General features: G+C 46.1%; 16 protein-coding genes, 9 tRNA genes and 1 pseudogene. 21 read left to right on the forward strand and 5 right to left on the reverse strand.

The features are described from left to right. Positions 1 to 22 precede the first annotated feature (22 nt). The 5 genes from truD to rpoS all read left to right on the forward strand — a co-directional run bounded on the left by truD (position 23) and on the right by rpoS (position 4473). Positions 23 to 1066 carry a tRNA pseudouridine(13) synthase TruD gene (gene truD / locus AND4_RS13915; protein WP_009843620.1) on the forward strand — a complete coding sequence of 348 codons (1044 nt, stop codon included), beginning with the start codon at positions 23 to 25 and terminating at the stop codon, positions 1064 to 1066. Further along, a complete protein-coding gene (gene surE / locus AND4_RS13920) occupies positions 1066 to 1842 on the forward strand; it encodes a 5'/3'-nucleotidase SurE (protein ID WP_009843621.1) in 777 nt (258 codons plus the stop codon). Before truD ends, surE begins: the two co-directional genes overlap by 1 nt. Further along, on the forward strand, positions 1842 to 2468 hold the full coding sequence (locus AND4_RS13925; protein ID WP_009843622.1) for a protein-L-isoaspartate(D-aspartate) O-methyltransferase: 627 nt from the start codon (positions 1842 to 1844) through the stop codon (positions 2466 to 2468). Before surE ends, AND4_RS13925 begins: the two co-directional genes overlap by 1 nt. A 14-nt stretch (positions 2469 to 2482) precedes the next feature. Next, entirely contained in the window at positions 2483 to 3406 is a 924-nt protein-coding gene (locus tag AND4_RS13930; RefSeq protein WP_009843623.1) for a peptidoglycan DD-metalloendopeptidase family protein, read from the forward strand. Positions 3407 to 3486: 80 nt separating this feature from the next. Beyond that, entirely contained in the window at positions 3487 to 4473 is a 987-nt protein-coding gene (gene rpoS, locus AND4_RS13935; protein WP_009843624.1) for an RNA polymerase sigma factor RpoS, read from the forward strand. An 89-nt stretch (positions 4474 to 4562) separates the two neighbouring features. On the opposite strand, the gene mutS is transcribed toward rpoS, so the two are convergent. Then, positions 4563 to 7124 (reverse strand): DNA mismatch repair protein MutS, encoded by a 2562-nt coding sequence (mutS, locus tag AND4_RS13940; protein WP_009843625.1) that lies wholly within the window; start codon positions 7122 to 7124, stop codon positions 4563 to 4565. Positions 7125 to 7209: 85 nt separating this feature from the next. Between mutS and pncC the strand changes: the two genes are divergently transcribed. From pncC to AND4_RS14020, 16 genes are all read left to right on the forward strand, one after another. Continuing rightward, positions 7210 to 7692, forward strand: a complete 483-nt coding sequence (pncC, locus tag AND4_RS13945; RefSeq protein WP_009843626.1) for a nicotinamide-nucleotide amidase — start codon at positions 7210 to 7212, stop codon at positions 7690 to 7692. 200 nt (positions 7693 to 7892) lie between these two features. Next, on the forward strand, positions 7893 to 8936 hold the full coding sequence (recA, locus tag AND4_RS13950; RefSeq protein ID WP_009843627.1) for a recombinase RecA: 1044 nt from the start codon (positions 7893 to 7895) through the stop codon (positions 8934 to 8936). Positions 8937 to 9142: 206 nt separating this feature from the next. Beyond that, complete coding sequence (recX, locus tag AND4_RS13955; protein ID WP_009843628.1) at positions 9143 to 9610, forward strand: recombination regulator RecX; 468 nt, start codon at positions 9143 to 9145, stop codon at positions 9608 to 9610. 142 nt (positions 9611 to 9752) lie between these two features. Next, the gene (alaS, locus tag AND4_RS13960; RefSeq protein ID WP_009843629.1) at positions 9753 to 12350 is read left to right on the forward strand and encodes an alanine--tRNA ligase; all 2598 of its coding nucleotides are present in this window, start codon (positions 9753 to 9755) and stop codon (positions 12348 to 12350) included. A gap of 202 nt (positions 12351 to 12552) precedes the next feature. Beyond that, the gene (locus AND4_RS13965) at positions 12553 to 13758 is read left to right on the forward strand and encodes an aspartate kinase (protein WP_009843630.1); all 1206 of its coding nucleotides are present in this window, start codon (positions 12553 to 12555) and stop codon (positions 13756 to 13758) included. A gap of 73 nt (positions 13759 to 13831) precedes the next feature. Continuing rightward, the gene (csrA, locus tag AND4_RS13970; protein ID WP_009843631.1) at positions 13832 to 14029 is read left to right on the forward strand and encodes a carbon storage regulator CsrA; all 198 of its coding nucleotides are present in this window, start codon (positions 13832 to 13834) and stop codon (positions 14027 to 14029) included. A gap of 243 nt (positions 14030 to 14272) precedes the next feature. Beyond that, positions 14273 to 14364 (forward strand) — tRNA-Ser (locus tag AND4_RS13975). A gap of 31 nt (positions 14365 to 14395) precedes the next feature. After that, positions 14396 to 14472: transfer RNA gene (locus AND4_RS13980), tRNA-Arg, on the forward strand. 28 nt (positions 14473 to 14500) lie between these two features. Next, positions 14501 to 14592: transfer RNA gene (locus AND4_RS13985), tRNA-Ser, on the forward strand. Positions 14593 to 14677: 85 nt separating this feature from the next. After that, positions 14678 to 14754 (forward strand) — tRNA-Arg (locus AND4_RS13990). A 56-nt stretch (positions 14755 to 14810) separates the two neighbouring features. Then, positions 14811 to 14887, forward strand: a tRNA-Arg gene (locus AND4_RS13995). A gap of 59 nt (positions 14888 to 14946) precedes the next feature. Continuing rightward, positions 14947 to 15023, forward strand: a tRNA-Arg gene (locus AND4_RS14000). Positions 15024 to 15082: 59 nt separating this feature from the next. Beyond that, positions 15083 to 15159 (forward strand) — tRNA-Arg (locus AND4_RS14005). Positions 15160 to 15218: 59 nt separating this feature from the next. Continuing rightward, positions 15219 to 15295: transfer RNA gene (locus AND4_RS14010), tRNA-Arg, on the forward strand. Between the two features lie 59 nt (positions 15296 to 15354). Further along, positions 15355 to 15431: transfer RNA gene (locus AND4_RS14015), tRNA-Arg, on the forward strand. A 196-nt stretch (positions 15432 to 15627) separates the two neighbouring features. Continuing rightward, positions 15628 to 16623 carry a transporter gene (locus tag AND4_RS14020; protein WP_009843633.1) on the forward strand — a complete coding sequence of 332 codons (996 nt, stop codon included), beginning with the start codon at positions 15628 to 15630 and terminating at the stop codon, positions 16621 to 16623. Between the two features lie 56 nt (positions 16624 to 16679). Here AND4_RS14020 and AND4_RS14025 read toward each other — a convergent pair whose 3' ends face one another. The 4 genes and pseudogenes from AND4_RS14025 to AND4_RS14040 all read right to left on the reverse strand — a co-directional run. After that, positions 16680 to 17201 (reverse strand): hypothetical protein, encoded by a 522-nt coding sequence (locus AND4_RS14025; RefSeq protein WP_009843634.1) that lies wholly within the window; start codon positions 17199 to 17201, stop codon positions 16680 to 16682. A gap of 49 nt (positions 17202 to 17250) precedes the next feature. Then, positions 17251 to 17928: a C39 family peptidase gene (locus AND4_RS14030; RefSeq protein WP_009843635.1), complete on the reverse strand. Its 678-nt coding sequence runs from the start codon at positions 17926 to 17928 to the stop codon at positions 17251 to 17253. Between the two features lie 62 nt (positions 17929 to 17990). Beyond that, the gene (locus AND4_RS14035) at positions 17991 to 18314 is read right to left on the reverse strand and encodes a hypothetical protein (RefSeq protein ID WP_009843636.1); all 324 of its coding nucleotides are present in this window, start codon (positions 18312 to 18314) and stop codon (positions 17991 to 17993) included. A 19-nt stretch (positions 18315 to 18333) separates the two neighbouring features. Then, positions 18334 to 18993 (reverse strand): annotated as a pseudogene (locus AND4_RS14040) (dentin sialophosphoprotein); the annotation flags it as partial.

Raw genomic sequence — 18993 nt, forward strand, 5'->3', positions numbered from 1 at the left:
GTGATATCAGCGGAAACACATTATGTCAGACATTTTATCTTCATTCGCTTATCTATCAGGTAAGCCAGTAGCATCTGCCAAAATTAAAGCGCAACCAGAGCACTTTCAGGTTCGCGAAAATTTAGGTTTTGCCTTTACGGGTGAGGGCGAGCACTTGATGGTTCGTATCCGTAAAACAGGCGAGAACACCAGTTTTGTTGCCAACGAGTTAGCTAAGGCCTGTGGTGTTAAGTCGAAAGACGTTAGCTGGGCAGGCCTTAAAGATCGTCATGCCGTGACAGAACAGTGGCTAAGCGTTCATTTACCAAAAGGTGAAACGCCAGACTTTTCAGCATTTTTGGCGCAACACCCAAGCATCGAAATTCTAGCCACCGAACGTCACAATAAAAAGTTGCGCCCTGGTGACCTAGTAGGGAACGAGTTCGTGGTGACTTTGTCTGAAGTGACAGATGTAGCGGATGTTGAGCAACGCCTTGAAAAAGTGAAACAAGTGGGTGTGCCGAACTACTTTGGTAGTCAGCGTTTTGGTAACGATGGCAACAACCTTGAAGAAGCACGTCGATGGGGGCGCGAGAACGTTCGTACCCGTAATCAAAACAAGCGTAGCATGTACCTGTCAGCAGCTCGTTCATGGATCTTCAACCGCATTGTTTCCGCTCGCCTGGAGAATGGTGTGTTTGACAAGTTCATCGATGGTGATATTGCGCAGACAACGTCTGGTACTCAGTTGATCGATGCTAGCAATATTAAGGATCGACAAGCACAATTTGCTTTGGGCGAAATCGGGATTACTGCTGCACTTGCAGGCGATAATGCATTACCAACTCAAGTCGATGCACTAGCGCTAGAACAGCCTTTTTTGGATGAAGAGCCAGATTTGATGGCGCTGATTTGTGGTAATCGTATGCGCCATGATCGTCGCGATATTGCACTTAAGCCACAAGGCTTAGCTTGGAGTATCAATGGCAATAACATCACAATGACATTTTCACTGGATGCGGGTTCATTTGCGACCTCAATCGTGCGCGAGTTGGTTATTGAAGAAAAGGTAGAAAGAGAATATTAATGGAAATGGATTCATACAACTCGAAACCATTAAGAATACTGATCAGTAACGATGATGGTGTTCATGCTCAGGGGATCCATGCGCTTGCTGATGAGCTTAGATGCATTGCTGAAGTGACTATTGTAGCACCGGACAGAAACCGCTCTGGTGCATCTAACTCATTGACGCTAGAGCAGCCACTGCGTGTAACTGAGATTGCGCCGAAGGTCTTCTCTGTGCAAGGTACACCAACAGACTGTGTGCACTTTGCACTTAACGAGTTGATGAAAGGTGATTTGCCAGACCTTGTGCTAACAGGCATCAATCACGGCGCTAATTTAGGTGATGACGTGCTGTACTCTGGCACGGTGGCGGCCGCGATGGAAGGTCACTTCCTTGGTGTGCAGGCGATTGCTTTCTCTCTAGTCGGTAAACAACACTTTGAATCAGCGGCTAAAATTGCTCGCCAGTTAGTTGAGCAGCATTTGCTTCGTCCCATTCCAACCAATCGTCTTCTGAATGTTAATGTACCGGACCTGCCTTTTGAGGAGTTTGGCGAAATAGAAGTGACTCGATTGGGAGCCCGCCATCATGCTGAAAACATGATTAAACAGAAAGACCCACGTGGCGATGATATTTATTGGCTTGGTCCTCCGGGTAAAGAGCAAGATGCAGGTGTTGGTACAGACTTTTATGCTATTGAACATGGTTTGGTTTCAATCACGCCGCTGCAAGTCGATCTCACCGCTCACGAATCGCTGCGTGCAATGGATAGTTGGTTAAAGGAAGAGAGTTAATGAGTAACCCACATGCTGACAGGTTGATAGCGTTTCTTATCTCCAGTGGCATCAGTGATCAACGTGTGTTGGATACGATTTATCGACTGCCGCGTGAGTGCTTTGTTTCACAAGCAATGGTACATCAAGCGTACGACAACAATGCGTTGCCAATTGGTCAGGGACAAACCATTTCTCAGCCTTACATAGTGGCAAAGATGACAGAGCTGCTTGAATTAACATCGAGCAGTAATGTTCTGGAGATCGGCACAGGATCGGGATACCAGACAGCTGTCTTGGCTCAAATGGTTGACCACGTGTATTCCGTTGAACGCATTAAATCTTTGCAATGGGATGCCAAGCGTCGTCTGAAACAACTGGATATCTATAACGTCTCTACCAAACATGGCGATGGTTGGCTAGGGTGGGAAGCGAAAGGGCCGTTCGATGCGATTATTGTCACTGCGGCAGCGGAGAGTGTTCCCCAAGCATTACTCGCCCAGCTAAAAGAGGGCGGTAAGATGATTATTCCCGTCGGTGAAGAAGATCAACAATTATTGAAAATTGAACGTCAGGGTGCACAATATCTATCGACCGTGGTTGAAATGGTAAAATTTGTACCATTAGTCGCAGGTGATTTAGCTTAAAGGTTGAGGATTAGGTGAAGAAGTTATTACATCGTTTTGGTATTAGCTGTTTATTGGTTGCGGGACTGCTTGGTTGCGCGGCTCACTCACCTGCACCTGTTTCTAGCTTAAATAAAGATTATTCAGCGGTTGAACGTGGTAGCTATCGAGGCAGTTATTACCAAGTGGAAAAAGGCGATACATTATATTTTATTGCATACGTCACAGATAAGAATGTAAATGATCTTGTTCGTTACAACGAATTGTCAGCGCCTTACACAATTTTTCCAGGTCAGAAGCTAAAACTTTGGGGCCCGAAATATGTTGCACCTCAATACGGTCATAAGGTTGAACCCGTTGTGGCACCTGTAGTTGCAGCGAAACCTGTTACTGTTGCAGCAGTATCAACGGTGTCAAAGCCGTCAAATTCAAGCAAAAACTCTACTCAAAAGCCTAAGCCAAATACGACTCAAGTCGCAAAAAAACCGCCACCAAAGAAGGTTGAACAATCTAAATCAAAGGAGTATGTTGAGCCAAAAGGTAGCCCAAATGTTAAACCCAAACCACCCGTAACTACCGCGAAAAACGACAAAGTATCAAAGTGGTTATGGCCAACGAAAGGGAGGGTGATTAAGAACTTCTCAGCGGGAGAACAGGGAAATAAAGGTATCGACATCGCAGGACAGCGTGGTCAACCTATCGTTTCAACCGCAGCTGGCACCATTGTGTATTCAGGTAATGCGCTCCGAGGTTATGGCAACTTAATTATAGTGAAGCATAACGACAATTATTTAAGCGCATACGCACATAATGATCGATTGCTGGTTTCAGAAGGGCAAAGTGTCAAGAGCGGACAGAAAATCGCGACTATGGGCAGTTCAGGTTCAAAGTCCGTCAAGCTTCACTTTGAAATACGTTATCAGGGTAAGTCGGTGAATCCAAAGCGCTACTTACCTTAAAACTTTGAATAACAACTTGCGGCATCATTTAGCGACACATTAAGTTGTCATGTTTTGCTAATACGCCAGGGGGAGGCGTTATGAGTATCAGCAACACAGTAACCAAAGTTGAAGAGTTCGACTACGACGATGCATCAATGGAAGGCATTGCTAGCAACGAGCTTGTTAAAACATCCAATAAATCCAAAACAGCGACGCGTGAAGAGTTTGACGCCAGCAGTAAAAGCTTAGATGCGACGCAGCTTTACCTGGGGGAGATAGGTTTTTCACCTCTACTGACAGCGGAAGAAGAAGTACTCTATGCTCGACGTGCACTTCGCGGTGATGAAGCTGCCCGAAAACGCATGATTGAAAGTAACTTGCGTCTTGTCGTGAAGATATCTCGCCGATACAGTAATCGTGGTTTAGCACTTCTCGATCTTATCGAAGAAGGCAACCTCGGTCTTATCCGGGCTGTCGAAAAATTTGACCCAGAGAGGGGCTTCCGTTTCTCAACTTACGCGACGTGGTGGATTCGCCAAACGATCGAACGTGCGTTGATGAACCAAACTCGCACAATTCGTTTGCCAATTCACGTGGTCAAAGAGCTGAACATTTATCTGCGCACTGCACGTGAACTTTCTCAGAAGCTCGACCACGAACCTACCGCAGAAGAGATTGCTGCACAGCTGGACATTCCTGTCGAAGACGTCAGTAAGATGCTTCGTCTCAATGAGCGAATCAGCTCTGTCGATACACCAATTGGTGGCGACGGTGAGAAAGCATTACTGGATATTATTCCCGATGCCAACAACTCTGATCCGGAAGTCTCCACGCAAGATGATGATATAAAATCATCGTTGATCCTTTGGCTAGAAGAGTTGAATCCAAAACAGAAGGAAGTATTGGCTCGTCGTTTTGGTCTGCTCGGTTATGAGCCGTCAACACTCGAAGAGGTGGGACGAGAGATTGGCCTAACACGTGAGCGCGTTCGTCAGATCCAAGTGGAAGGTTTGCGTCGGCTTCGGGAGATTCTGATCAAACAAGGCCTGAACATGGAAAACTTGTTCAACGTAGAAGATGACTAAACAAGAATCGCAATAGAAGCGCATTTCGAATACACAAAAGGCTATGGGTGACCCATAGCCTTTTTACATTTTACTGAAAGTGTAGGGAACTAAAGCATTTTTTTCAGGCGGTAAAGTTCTTCCAGTGCCTGCCGGGGAGTTAGGTCGTCAGGGTTGATATTCGATACTGCTTGTTCAACTTCGCTGGGTTCAGGGATTAAGCTCAGTTGGTTTGCCACATCAACACGACTAGCACGAGGGGAATCATTACCTTGACCTAATTGCTCCAGCTGAGACAGTTTGTTGCGCGCATTTTTGATAACTGGTTTTGGAACACCAGCTAAACCGGCAACGGCCAGACCGTAAGACTTACTTGCTGCGCCTTCTTGAACTGCGTGCATAAAGGCGATGCTGTCACCGTGTTCGACAGCATCAAGGTGAACGTTGGCTAGGTTTGGCAGTAGGTTTGGTAGTTCGGTGAGCTCAAAGTAGTGCGTTGCGAACAGTGTCATCGCGCCTATTTGTGTAGCAAGCCATTCCGCACTTGCCCACGCCAAGGAAAGACCATCGTAGGTACTGGTACCGCGACCGATTTCATCCATTAGTACCAAGCTATTCTTGGTTGCATTGTGAAGGATATTGGCCGTTTCGGTCATTTCTACCATGAAAGTTGAGCGACCAGATGCCAAATCATCAGACGCACCGATACGAGTAAAGATGCGATCTAAAGAACCGATGTGAGCCGATTCTGCTGGTACGTATGAACCAATATGAGCCATCAAAGCAATCAACGCGGTTTGGCGCATGTAGGTCGACTTACCCCCCATGTTCGGACCAGTAATGATCAGCATTTTTCGATTTGAACATAGCTCAATTGGGTTGGCGATAAATGGCTCGCTCGTCACTTGTTCTACGACAGGGTGACGACCCGATTGAATTCTGATACCGGCTTCTTTGTCTAATGTGGGACGGCAGTAATCCAGTGAATCTGCGCGCTCTGCTAGATTTTGCAGTACGTCCAATTGAGAAATCGCCGAGGCTAGGTTCTGCATTTTCTCAAGGTGTGGCATCAATAGGTCAAACAGCTCTTCCCACAGTTTTTTCTCTACAGCCAGCGCCTTTGATTTTGAATTCAGAACCTTATCTTCATGCTCTTTCAATTCAGAAATGATGTAGCGCTCCGCATTCTTCAGCGTTTGGCGACGAACATAGTGTGGCGGAACAAGGTGGCTTTGACCACGGCTTACTTGAATGAAGAAACCGTGTACAGCGTTGTAGCCAACTTTGAGTGTGTCGATCCCATGACGTTCTCGTTCATCGGCCTCGAGTTTTTCAAGATACTCGGTAGCGCCGTCGGCAAGTTTGCGCCATTCATCAAGCTCAGCGTTGTAGCCTTCTGCAATCACGCCCCCCTCGCGGATAACGACTGGTGGATTTTCTTTGATTGCGCGCTCGAGCAAATCACATACTTCATCCATAGGGGCAGCAAATTCAGCCAGCTTTTTAAGATATGGGTGTGCCAAGGAAGATGTGACCGCTTCCAGCTCTGGCAGCTGCTGCATTGCATGGCGCAGACGAGCCATATCGCGAGGTCGTGCTGATCGAAGCGCCAAGCGGGCAAGAATACGTTCAATATCACCAATCTGTTTGAAGATAGGTTGAATATCGGTGAACAAGCCTTGCTCTTTGAGCTCACCAATCGAATCAAGACGGTTATCGAGCGTGTCGACACAGCGCATGGGCTGGTGTAACCAACGTTTCAGCATACGACTGCCCATTGGTGTTGCACAGTGATCAAGCACTTCTGCGAGCGTATTATCAGAACCACCAGATAGGTTTTGCGTCAGCTCTAAATTGCGACGTGTCGCGGCATCAAGAATCACCGAATGATCTTGGCGATCGACCGTTAATGAACGGATGTGTGGTAGTGCCGTGCGTTGAGTGTCTTTGACGTACTGGATCAAACAGCCCGCAGCACATAGACCCAGCGACGCGTGCTCAACACCAAAGCCAACCAAATCGCGCGTACCAAATTGTTGGTTGAGTTGCTGTTTCGCTGTATCCAGCTCAAACTCCCAGACGGGCCGACGACGATTACCGTTACGGTTCGACATCAAATGTATTGGTTCAAAATCTTCTGGAAAGAGCAACTCACGAGGGGCAGTGCGTTGCAGTTCTGCGGCCATCGCTTCTTCAGTTTCTGGTTCCACCAATTGGAAACGCCCCGATGTGATATCCAAGGTAGCGTAACCGAATTTCCCCTTGTGATGATAAATTGACGCAATGAGGTTATCGACGCGTTCAGACAGCAGGGCTTCGTCGGTCACTGTGCCAGGCGTGACGATGCGCACGACTTTACGTTCAACTGGGCCTTTGCTCGTTGCGGGGTCGCCAATTTGTTCACAGATCGCGACAGACTCACCAAGCTGAACAAGTTTGGCTAGATACCCTTCAACTGCATGGAACGGAACACCAGCCATGGGGATAGGTTCACCTGCCGACGCGCCGCGTTTGGTCAACGAAATATCAAGCAATTGAGATGCACGCTTTGCATCGTCGTAGAAGAGTTCGTAGAAGTCGCCCATGCGGTAAAACAGCAAGATTTCTGGGTTCTCAGCTTTTAGCTTGAGATATTGCTGCATCATCGGAGTGTGTTTTTGTTCAGCTTTCACAGGTAATTACTTTTGTTTATTTCCGTAGCGGCTTAGGATACGTGAATCCCTATCAAGTAAAAAGAGACAAAGGGCATTTTTGGCGATGGAAAGAGCAACAAAATTGAGTGCCGATTTAGGCGCATTATTGGCTAAGCACGAACATGTTTTAACGACCGCAGAATCATGCACGGGTGGTGGTGTTGCAACCGCCATTACTGACATTTCTGGTAGTTCAGCGTGGCTTGATCGCGCGTTCGTCACTTACAGTAATGAAGCTAAAATGGAGATGCTTGACGTACAGGCTTCAACATTAGAAGCGCATGGTGCAGTTAGTGAGCCAGTTGTGATTGAAATGGTGCAGGGCGCAATTAGAAACTCAAATGCCACCATTGGCGTGTCCATCAGTGGTATTGCTGGGCCGGGAGGAGGCAGTGAAGAGAAACCTGTCGGTACCGTCTGTTTTGCTTTTGCTGATAACCAAAGTTGGCAGCAAGTAGAAACCATGCATTTCTCTGGTGACCGTGCTCAAGTTCGCAAGAAAGCAGTCGAGCATGCACTGACTCAATTGCATCAACATCTGCTCTAGAATTTCTTAAATTGTTTTAGCCCAGCGTTGATAAGGGCTAGAGCAAATCATGGCTATAGGTCCGCCAAATTTTTTTCATACAGGTATGGACACTGTATGAATCAACAGTATAATAATGATTATTGCTGGGCGGGTCTTCTGCTCAAGAAAAATGAATTACTATTCGTCGCTCGAAGAAGATGAATAAATCGGAGAAAGTAATGGACGAGAACAAAAAGAAAGCGCTCGCCGCTGCGCTAGGTCAAATTGAAAAGCAATTCGGTAAAGGTTCTATCATGTGCCTTGGTGATAACCGCGCAATGGATGTAGAAACCATCTCAACGGGTTCTCTTTCTCTTGATATCGCTTTGGGTGCCGGTGGCCTGCCAATGGGGCGTATTGTGGAAGTTTACGGTCCAGAATCTTCAGGTAAAACAACGCTGACTCTTGAGCTTATCGCAGCAGCACAACGTGAAGGCAAAACTTGTGCGTTTATCGATGCAGAGCACGCACTCGATCCTGTGTACGCGAAGAAACTTGGCGTTGATATTGATGCATTGTTGGTGTCTCAGCCAGACACGGGTGAGCAAGCGCTAGAGATTTGTGACGCACTTGCTCGTTCTGGTGCTATCGATGTTATGGTTGTTGACTCCGTAACAGCGTTAACACCGAAAGCAGAAATCGAAAGTGAAATGGGCGATAGCCACATGGGTCTTCAAGCGCGTATGCTTTTTCAAGCAATGCGTAAGCTTACATGTAACATAAAGCAGTCCAACTGTATGTGTATCTTCATCAACCAAATTCGTATGAAGATCGGCGTGATGTTTGGTAACCCTGAAACAACAACGGGTGGTAACGCACTTAAGTTTTACGCCTCTGTTCGTTTAGATATTCGTCGTACTGGCGCAATCAAAGATGGTGACGAAGTCGTTGGTAACGAAACGCGCATCAAAGTGGTTAAGAACAAGATTGCTGCACCGTTTAAAGAAGCGCACACGCAAATTTTGTATGGTCAAGGTTTCAACCGTGAAGGCGAATTAGTTGACTTAGGCGTTAAGCACAAGTTAGTAGAAAAAGCGGGTGCATGGTATAGCTATCAAGGTGACAAGATCGGTCAAGGTAAAGCAAACGCTTGTAATTATTTACGCGAGCACCCTGAAGCTGCGAAGACTATTGATGCTAAATTGCGTGAAATGCTACTTTCGCCAGCATTGCCTGAGGCACCAGAATCTGATGAAAAATCAGAGAAGGAAGAAGAGTTTTAATCCTCTGATATAAGCATGCTGAACAAAGCCCTGCTGTGCGGGGCTTTGTTGTATCTGCTGACATCAAAACCTTAAAAAAGCGCAGATTAATATCAATTAGGGTAGGCATGTGATCAGAACTCCCCCCCCCCCAGCATGCTAGAGTGAGGGATTATTTGCTACGATTGTGATAAAGCCTGTACAGCAAAAATAGTTTTAGGATCATCATGTACCAAAAGCGCCAAGTGACGACATTATCTAGTAAAGAAATGGCTATCCAATTATTAAGCCGTCGAGACCATGGACAATACGAACTGTGCCAAAAGCTTGCTCTAAAAGGTTATGAAGAAGCAGACATAGAAGCGGCGATCAATTTTTGTCTCGACCACAACTATTTGGATGATTTACGTTATGCCAAAAGCCAAGTGCGGCAACATGTTTATAAAGGGCACGGTGAGCGCCGTATTCGCCAAGAGCTGAACCAAAAACGTGTCGCAGAATCCATCGTTGATGCTGCGATAGCGGAAGAGCAACAGGACTGGTTTGAACTGGCAAGAATGGTGGCTGAAAAGAAATTCAAAGGAATCAAAGCCAAAGACCAGAAAGAATACGCTAAACAGGTGCGATTTATGCAATATCGTGGCTATAGTTTTGATCAAATCAGCTATGCGCTGAGCTTTGAGGACCAAGATTAGCGATGAATGGCTCATGCTGATTTTGGTTTTGTTTCACTTTTTTTCCTCTACCCCCTCTTTTCCGCAAGAAAACTAGTCGTAGCTGATTGCATGATCTACAATACGGCAAAATTCTAACTCGACTATTTTCAGGAAGAGCTGCATGTACATGAGCACTGATGAGGTTCGTAACGCGTTCCTCAAGTTCTTTGAGAGCAAAGGACACCAAATCGTAGAAAGTTCATCGTTAGTTCCACATAACGACCCAACCCTGCTGTTCACAAACGCGGGTATGAACCAATTTAAAGATTGTTTCTTAGGCTTAGAAAAACGAGCCTACACTCGAGCGACTACGGCTCAACGTTGTGTACGTGCTGGTGGTAAACACAACGACCTGGAAAATGTTGGCTTTACGGCTCGTCACCACACATTCTTTGAAATGTTGGGTAATTTCAGCTTTGGTGACTACTTCAAAGAAGATGCGATTGCTTTTGCTTGGGAGTTTCTGACAAAGACCCTGAAGTTGCCAGCAGACCGTCTACTCGTAACGATTTACGAAACAGATGACGAAGCTTTTGATATCTGGAACAAAAAAGTAGGCGTTCCAGCAGACCGTATTATTCGCATCGGCGACAAAAAGGGCGGCAAGCCATTTGAGTCAGACAACTTCTGGCAAATGGGGGACACAGGTCCTTGTGGTCCATGTACTGAAATCTTCTATGATCACGGTGAGCACATCTGGGGTGGCCGTCCGGGTACTCCTGAAGAAGATGGTGACCGCTTCATTGAGATCTGGAACAACGTATTCATGCAGTTCAACCGTCAGGCAGACGGAACCATGGAGCCGCTTCCAAAACCATCGGTTGATACAGGTATGGGTATCGAACGTATCTCTGCAATCATGCAAGGCGTTCACTCAAATTACGAAATCGATGTATTCCAAGCTCTTATCAAAGCAGCCGCTGAGGTGATCGGCTACGAAGATCTATCCAACCAATCTTTACGTGTTATTGCTGACCACATCCGTTCATGTTCATTCTTAATCGTTGATGGTGTGATGCCTTCAAACGAAGGCCGTGGTTACGTTTTGCGTCGTATCATCCGTCGCGCCGTTCGCCACGGTAACAAGTTGGGCGCACAAGGCGCTTTCTTCCACAAATTGGTGGGTGTACTAGCCGAGATCATGGGTACGGCTGGTGAAGAGCTGAAGCGTCAACAAGCTGTGGTTGAAAAAGTACTGCGCATCGAAGAAGAAAACTTCGGTCGTACACTGGAACGTGGTATGGCGATCCTAAACGAAGCGTTGGATAACATCTCTTCTCAGGGAACGGACGGTAAAGTACTAGACGGCGAAACCGTATTCAAACTTTACGATACTTATGGTTTCCCTGCTGACCTAACTAACGACGTTGCACGCGAGCGCGAGTTCGTGATCGACGAAGAAGGTTTCGAGAAAGCAATGGAAGAGCAACGTCAACGTGCGCGTGAAGCGGGTAACTTTGGTACTGATTACAACGCAGCAATTAAAGTTGATGCGCAAACAGAATTCTGTGGTTACACAGGCACTAAAGGCTCTAGCTCTGTAGCTGCGATGTTCGTTGAAGGTAACGAAGTTGCATCATTATCTGCAGGTGATAAAGCAATCATCGTACTTGGTGAAACCCCATTTTACGCTGAGTCAGGCGGTCAATGTGGTGACGCTGGTGAAATCCGTACTGAGTCTGGTGTATTCCGTGTTGAAGACACGCAAAAACTCGGTAACGCAATTGCACACCACGGTATTATGGCGGAAGGCGTACTAGCGAAAGATGACGAAGTGGCCACTATTGTTGATGCAGAGCGTCGCGCAGCTATCTCTCTAAACCACTCAGCAACGCACTTGCTGCACGCAGCACTACGTCAATTGCTGGGTGAGCACGTTACGCAGAAAGGCTCACTAGTGAAGGCTGACGGACTGCGTTTCGACTTCTCACACCTAGAAGCGGTCACCGCAGCGGAATTGAAAGAAGTTGAGCGTTTAGTGAATGCGCAAGTTCGTCGCAATCATACGATTGAAACCAACGTGATGGATATAGAATCTGCGAAGAAGAAAGGTGCCATGGCGCTATTCGGCGAGAAGTACGATGACGAAGTTCGCGTACTGTCCATGGGTGACTTCTCTACAGAGCTTTGTGGCGGCATCCACGCATCAAGTACGGGTGATATTGGTCTGTTCAAGATCACTTCTGAAGGTGGTATCGCTGCGGGTATTCGTCGAATCGAGGCGGTGACTGGCGAAGGTGCACTCGATGCAATCGAGGCTCAAACGACTAAGTACGAAGAGAAACTGGCGGAATCCGCGCAAAAAGCGAAATCTTTAGAAAAAGAAATCCAGAAACTGCAAGACAAGATGGCTGCAGCAGAAAGTGCAAACATCATGGGTAAAGTTCAGGATATTAACGGTACTAAAGCACTGATCGCTGCTCTAGAGGGCGCAGACAGCAAGAACCTACGTACTATGGTTGACGACATTAAAAACCAAGTAGGTAGCGGCGTTATCCTTCTTGCTAACGTCAACGGTGACAAGATTGGTTTGATTGCCGGGGTGACCAAAGACCTAATCGGCAAAGTGAAAGCGGGTGACCTAGTCAAGATGGTTGCTGAGCAAGTTGGTGGCAAAGGAGGCGGTCGCCCAGATATGGCTCAAGCAGGTGGCACCGATGTTGCTGCTCTACCTGAGGCAATGAAATCTGTTCAGCCGTGGTTAGAAGAACGCCTATAATTCAGTAAGATACAATTTACGCTCAATCATGCTCTTTGATTGGGCGTAATTGTTTAAGACAACCAAGTGGTTTAATTGACTTTATTTTAACGGGGTCATTTACGCGACTTGGTTTTCGTTGTTACTACCGCTTATATAATTTTTTAACGAATAGAATATGATTGGTCCTAGTGAGACTTTGGTCTTAGGAAGGTGAAGACTGGTGAAAAATCCCCTTATCGTGCAAAAGTTCGGCGGAACCTCGGTGGGTTCAATTGACAGAATTCATCAAGTTGCTGAGCACATCATCAAGGCGAAGGATGATGGTAACCAAGTTGTCGTTGTTGTGTCTGCAATGTCAGGTGAAACAAATCGACTGATGGAATTAGCGTATCAGATAGATAGCGTTCCAACAGCTCGAGAACTTGATGTTTTGCTCTCTTCTGGTGAGCAAGTATCGATGGCGCTGCTAGCGATGACACTTCATAAATTGGGTTATGCTGCTCGTTCACTTACTGGGGCACAAGCTAATATTGTGACAGACAATCAACACAATGACGCGAAGATTAAGCACATTGATACTAATGCGATCTTTGACTTACTTAAACAAGATCAGATTGTTATCGTAGCTGGTTTCCAAGGTGTTAATGAAAATGGGGATATTACCACATTAGGTCGAGGTGGCTCTGATACGACCGCTGTAACACTGGCAGGTGCGTTAAGCGCAGATGAGTGTCAAATCTTTACGGATGTTGATGGCATATATACTTGCGACCCTCGTGTTGTTAAAAACGCTCAGAAAATGGACGTTATTGACTTTCCTTCTATGGAAGCGATGGCGAGCCGAGGCGCGAAGGTGTTACATCTCCCTTCTGTACAATACGCATGGAAGAATAATGTACCGTTGCGCGTGCTGTCGACCTTTGACGTTAATGAAGGTAGCTTGGTGAAAGGGGATTCAAGCAAACAAGCGGTTTCTGGTATAGCGATTCAACGTGACCTTATCATCATTGAAGTTGACAGTGAGCATTTGTCTGGTGTTACAAAGCAATGTCAAATGCTAGGCATTGACATTTGGAATGTGATCGAGGAAACAGATCGAACAGGTATCATGATAAAACAAGATGCATGTGCCAAATTGGAACTGGTGTTCAGCGATAAAATCCGTAATAGTGAAGAGGTAAGCTTACTGACTGCTGTGGGGCTCGAAGCCAATGGAATGGTCGACCATGCCTGCGAACTATTGATACAGCAAGATATTGCGATCAATTTCTGCTCACAGAATGCGCTCACTATGATGCTGGTCTTAACACCCGAGAGTGTGGATACAGCAGCAAACATCCTTCATGATGCTTACGTCAAATCTAGCGAAGCAGTGAACATTCAACAAAAACATGCCTTTTTAGGGAATTTTTCGGTCACAAGGTAGTTTACGAAAATACAGCTTTTGTTGGATAATGGTTTGTAGCAAGAATATTTAGAGATTACTCAAGGAGCAAAGAATGCTAATTTTGACTCGCCGCGTAGGCGAAACACTGATGATCGGTGATGAAGTAACTGTAACTGTACTAGGGGTAAAAGGTAACCAAGTACGCATTGGCGTTAACGCTCCAAAAGAGGTTTCTGTTCACCGAGAAGAAATCTACATGCGCATTCAAGCTGAAAAAGGCAACGGCAACGTGCCTTCTGGGAACTACTAAGCCGCTGCTGTTAGATAGCTTGGTTTGAATGAAAAAGGCTAACCTATGGGTTGGCCTTTTTGGTTTCTAATTAATGTTAATTTTATAAGAGAAGATTCTCTTTTTTTCATCATAATAGGATGATAAAGTTTGTTTAATAGTCACTTTGATTAAATCCACATCGGTTAAGCGATTTTTGCGTTTTTTTTCAAAGAAAGTGTTTGACATATTTTCGGTAAAACGTAATATGTGCCTCCGCAAGACGGTGAGGTGGCCGAGAGGCTGAAGGCGCTCCCCTGCTAAGGGAGTATACGGTTTATCCCGTATCGAGGGTTCGAATCCCTCCTTCACCGCCACTCTTGCAACGTTGAGAAATCAACAAAAAGTGCGTCCTTAGCTCAGCTGGATAGAGTACCTGGCTACGAACCAGGCGGTCGGAGGTTCGAATCCTCCAGGACGCGCCATATCTCTTTGAGATATAACAATGAAAACGGTGAGGTGGCCGAGAGGCTGAAGGCGCTCCCCTGCTAAGGGAGTATACGGTTTATCCCGTATCGAGGGTTCGAATCCCTCCTTCACCGCCATTCATTGACTGGCCCAAAGGGCTTTTTTTTGTTTCGCAAGAAATAAATGTGATTTACTTCACAACTTCCTAGCAAGAAGATCTGCGCGTCCTTAGCTCAGCTGGATAGAGTACCTGGCTACGAACCAGGCGGTCGGAGGTTCGAATCCTCCAGGACGCGCCACTATTTAATAATTCGTTTGATAAACGGGTTATACAAAGTAAAATAAAGATTATTGCGCGTCCTTAGCTCAGCTGGATAGAGTACCTGGCTACGAACCAGGCGGTCGGAGGTTCGAATCCTCCAGGACGCGCCACTCTTTAGGGTTTCTTTTACAGATATCCTGATATTGGGAATACCGGTATCGAAACTTGCGCGTCCTTAGCTCAGCTGGATAGAGTACCTGGCTACGAACCAGGCGGTCGGAGGTTCGAATCCTCCAGGACGCGCCACTCTTTAGGGTTTCTTTTACAGATATCCTGATATTGGGAATACCGATATCGAAACTTGCGCGTCCTTAGCTCAGCTGGATAGAGTACCTGGCTACGAACCAGGCGGTCGGAGGTTCGAATCCTCCAGGACGCGCCACTCTTTAGGGTTTCTTTTACAGATATCCTGATATTGGGAATACCGATATCGAAACTTGTGCGTCCTTAGCTCAGCTGGATAGAGTACCTGGCTACGAACCAGGCGGTCGGAGGTTCGAATCCTCCAGGACGCGCCACTCTTTAGGGTTTCTTTTGTAGATATCCTGATATTGGGAATACCGATATCGAAACTCGTGCGTCCTTAGCTCAGCTGGATAGAGTACCTGGCTACGAACCAGGCGGTCGGAGGTTCGAATCCTCCAGGACGCGCCAACTTTTAGAAAAAGCCTCGCTTATGCGAGGCTTTTTTGTTTCTAACATTTATGTCATCTTCCTATTGTTGTCTTTATTCCTACAAGTTATCCCTGCATTTTTGTTTTAAGATTGTGAGACTTCTTACTCTCGACTCATTGCTAAACCTTCAGATCTAGCCTAATCCTTTATAACCGCTGCAAAAAAGGATGATTCGATGTTAAGGAAGACTCTAGTTGGCTGTACTCTTGGGTTGGTATGTGCAGCTCAAACCGCAAATAGCGCTGAGGGGGATGGTTCTCTGCAAAGGGCTCAGACCGTCGGTGATGTTATAGAGCGTCCAGGAGTGCTCACACCGCGAGGACAATGGTCATTTGATACCTCACTTAACTATACGCAAAACTCCTCAAATAAAGTCTCTGTGGTTGGTTATACCGTGTTGCCGACATTAATTGTCGGGCGAATTGAAGTGAGTGATGCTGATAGGACCACGATCACGTTTGGTATGACCGCTCGATATGGTTTAACCAACGCAACAGAATTGGAAGTGCGGCTACCCTACGTTTATCGAAATGATCAGATTGCGACGCGACCTATTCAGGATGGTTCCAATGCTGACGTAGTCAATACAACAATCGATGGTGGTGGGATGGGAGACGTTGAACTTGCTATTCGTCACCAGTTTAATTTCGATAGTGCACCTTATTGGGTTGGTGGTTTGAGAGTTAAATCGGATACGGGGCGCTCGCCATACGATGTCTCTATTGACGAAGGCAGCAATTCCTTCAGCGATGTACCAACAGGTTCGGGGTTTTGGAGTTTTGAACCCAATATTTCGATGATCTACCCAACAGATCCGGCAGTGCTTTATGCAAACTTGAGTTACATCTATAACTTGGAAGAGAATGTGACGGTCGGTGATACCAAAGCAGACGTCGATCTTGGTGACACGATTGCGCTATCGGGAGGGATGGGCTTTGCGGTCAATCCAGACTTGTCTTTTTCATTAGGACTTAGCCACAAAACGATTTTGAAAAGTCAGGTGAACGGCAGTTCTGCTGATGACGCGAAGTTACTTCAATTGGACGCGCTGACGCTTGGGATCAATTATGCATTTAGCCCAAAATCATCGCTTAACGTGAGTGCGCAGGCTGGTCTAACCGAAGATACGCCAGATTTTCAATTAACAATACGTGTGCCGTTTAATCTGTGAAAAGTGTAAGGTGAGGGTTATGAGGGTTGTCGCGATGATAGCCCTTTTTCCCCTGGTCACTGGAGATGATTCAATAAAGCATCTTCTAGCTGCTGGTTAGCTCGTATTTGTTGCATGACGCCGCTCACTTGTGCGTCGATGTCAACCAATGTACTCAAACCTATCACACTGTTATCTGCGGTGTTCTGAATAATATTGATGATGCTGGAATTGATGAAATCCGAACTAATGATGTTTGGTTGGTTGGGATTGGGCGTATCCGGTGCATTAATGCTGTTGTTACCAATGAAGTTACCTTGGCCAAATTGAATGATATTGACGATGCCCTGATCGAGAGATTCAACTGAGTTATTGTTGCCGTTAATATTGGTAAGGTGGCCATTTTCGATGATTAAGTTAGCAATGGTGGTATTGAGGATATCCTGCCCATTGATTGTGGTGGTAATACTTAAACCAATGTTAATGGTGTAATCGTCGGTAACTTGAAAGCCGCCTCGAAATTCGGACAACGAGTTCGGAGAGAGTGGTGTTAACCCCGCCAGATTGACTTCATTGGCTAGGGTAAGTGTCGAAGTCAAAATAATGCATGTCGGAAACCACCTAAATAGCCTCATAATCGCACCTCATCTAATTTTCACCGGCAACGGGAAGTGTAATGCTAAATACGCCCAGTGAATCTCTTTGCACGCCACTCTCTAGCGGAGAAGAATGGTAAATGGCAAACTTGTCGTCAGTAATAAAACTGGCGCGACCGATTTCTGCTTCGTTTCGGATAAGAAGCACAATGCCTTGGTAGTATTTTTGGAACTCTTGGTATTTCATGATCATGGTGCCTCTGGAGGGATCGCCCAAGATTACGGAGTCAGTATTCATTCCTCTGATAACCACAAAGTGCATGTATCCATCAAAATTGACCAACGTGATGCCAGGGACTCCAACCTCCCGGATCTTCTCTATGCCTATTTGAAAGCCGTCCGAGTGAAGTCCAACAGAATCGAGATAGACCTTCATGTCTAGTAAAGAAAAGCCTTTCTCTTTGATCTTTTCTTTATCTCCTTTGTCGTACATGCTTTTAAAAATCTCTTGTTCTAAAGCGGGGGTTTGATAGTGATAGGTCAACATAGAGGCGACCGCTGCTGAGCCACAGCTGAAGTCGTACTGTTGGCGGAATACATCACCAAAAACGATCTCCTTGTAGCTTTTTACTGGCACAGAAAAATGCCCTCGGTGGGGAAGCAACTCCAATGAATTGGCTGAAGCTGACAGAGCCAACAACAGCCAAGGTAAGTTATGCCAAACTTTCATATCACTACTTACTTTATAGTTACCGTTACTTAAGGCTTAAATAGTCACTTAAGAGTGAATAGTTACTTGAGTGTCAGGTTAACGACGGTTGAGTTCTGGATTAAAACGTTATTCCCTGAGTTCTGAATCACGCTCGATATCCCCGAACTGTCTGCGAACGCTCCTGGTGAGAGTATGTTGTTTCCGCTCACGGTATTGGTCGCAACGTTACCTGAAGAAATGCCATCCACGTCTGATTCAGCATATATGAGGTCGAGTTCAACACTCTGACCTCCACGAGCTTCATTCATCGTTTCTAGGCTGACACTTTCATCAGATAACGTTATTACTTCTGCGTGTGCGAATAAGGTAACGGTCATACCCAAGATACACAGTACCAAACGCATCGCATTCTCCTAGTTTCCTTTAATCGCCACCAGTAAACACGCTGGCATTGGTTGCAACAGATTGTTGAATCAGTGAGTTCGCTCCGGCATTTTGTGCCACTGTGGTAATACCCGCCGCACTATCAAAGCCACCCAGATTATTCACGTTTTCAACTTTCACTCGTGAGTCATCGTCATCAGCGTCATAGCTGACCGATGCAGAGTGAACTTGTCCCATCACTTCTGAGTTTGCGACAACCATCTGGGTATCCATTGTGATTTTGTTGAAGCTGTCATTCTGAGACGTGCTGGCATCACTGTTGTCGTTGTAACTGCCGTTTGTGCTTTGATCGCTGTTGTCGTTCGCGTAGCTTCGATTATCGCTTTGGTCACGGTTATCGCTTTGGTCACGACTGTCACTTTGATCCCGATTGTCCGAATTATTATCAGCGAAACTGCGGTTGTCGCTATTGTCCGAGTTATTCTCAGCGTGACTGCGGTTGTCACTATTGTCGTTGTTGCTACGTGTTGTGTTCACGCTGGAGTCAGAGTTGTCGTTTGCGTAGGCAGTGCTGTTGTCACTGTTATCACTTTGGTTTCGGTTATCTGATTGATCACTGTTGTCGCTGTTGTCGTTGTAACTGCCATTCGTGCTGGAGTTGGAGTTATCGTTGGCGTAGTGACTGCTGTTGTCGTTATA

It is taken from the genome of Vibrio sp. AND4 (genome assembly GCF_000171815.1).
GTDB lineage: Bacteria > Pseudomonadota > Gammaproteobacteria > Enterobacterales > Vibrionaceae > Vibrio.

What these genes read in the sequence shown, in the direction of transcription:
- csrA (WP_009843631.1), top strand. Translation starts at nt 13,832, where the DNA reads ATGCTAATTTTGACTCGCCGCGTAGGCGAAACACTGATGATCGGTGAT.
- pncC (WP_009843626.1), top strand. Translation starts at nt 7,210, where the DNA reads ATGGAAAGAGCAACAAAATTGAGTGCCGATTTAGGCGCATTATTGGCT.
- AND4_RS14030 (WP_009843635.1), bottom strand. Translation starts at nt 17,928, where the DNA reads ATGAAAGTTTGGCATAACTTACCTTGGCTGTTGTTGGCTCTGTCAGCT.
- AND4_RS13925 (WP_009843622.1), top strand. Translation starts at nt 1,842, where the DNA reads ATGAGTAACCCACATGCTGACAGGTTGATAGCGTTTCTTATCTCCAGT.
- truD (WP_009843620.1), top strand. Translation starts at nt 23, where the DNA reads ATGTCAGACATTTTATCTTCATTCGCTTATCTATCAGGTAAGCCAGTA.
- surE (WP_009843621.1), top strand. Translation starts at nt 1,066, where the DNA reads ATGGAAATGGATTCATACAACTCGAAACCATTAAGAATACTGATCAGT.
- recA (WP_009843627.1), top strand. Translation starts at nt 7,893, where the DNA reads ATGGACGAGAACAAAAAGAAAGCGCTCGCCGCTGCGCTAGGTCAAATT.
- alaS (WP_009843629.1), top strand. Translation starts at nt 9,753, where the DNA reads ATGTACATGAGCACTGATGAGGTTCGTAACGCGTTCCTCAAGTTCTTT.
- recX (WP_009843628.1), top strand. Translation starts at nt 9,143, where the DNA reads ATGTACCAAAAGCGCCAAGTGACGACATTATCTAGTAAAGAAATGGCT.
- rpoS (WP_009843624.1), top strand. Translation starts at nt 3,487, where the DNA reads ATGAGTATCAGCAACACAGTAACCAAAGTTGAAGAGTTCGACTACGAC.
- AND4_RS14020 (WP_009843633.1), top strand. Translation starts at nt 15,628, where the DNA reads ATGTTAAGGAAGACTCTAGTTGGCTGTACTCTTGGGTTGGTATGTGCA.
- AND4_RS14035 (WP_009843636.1), bottom strand. Translation starts at nt 18,314, where the DNA reads ATGCGTTTGGTACTGTGTATCTTGGGTATGACCGTTACCTTATTCGCA.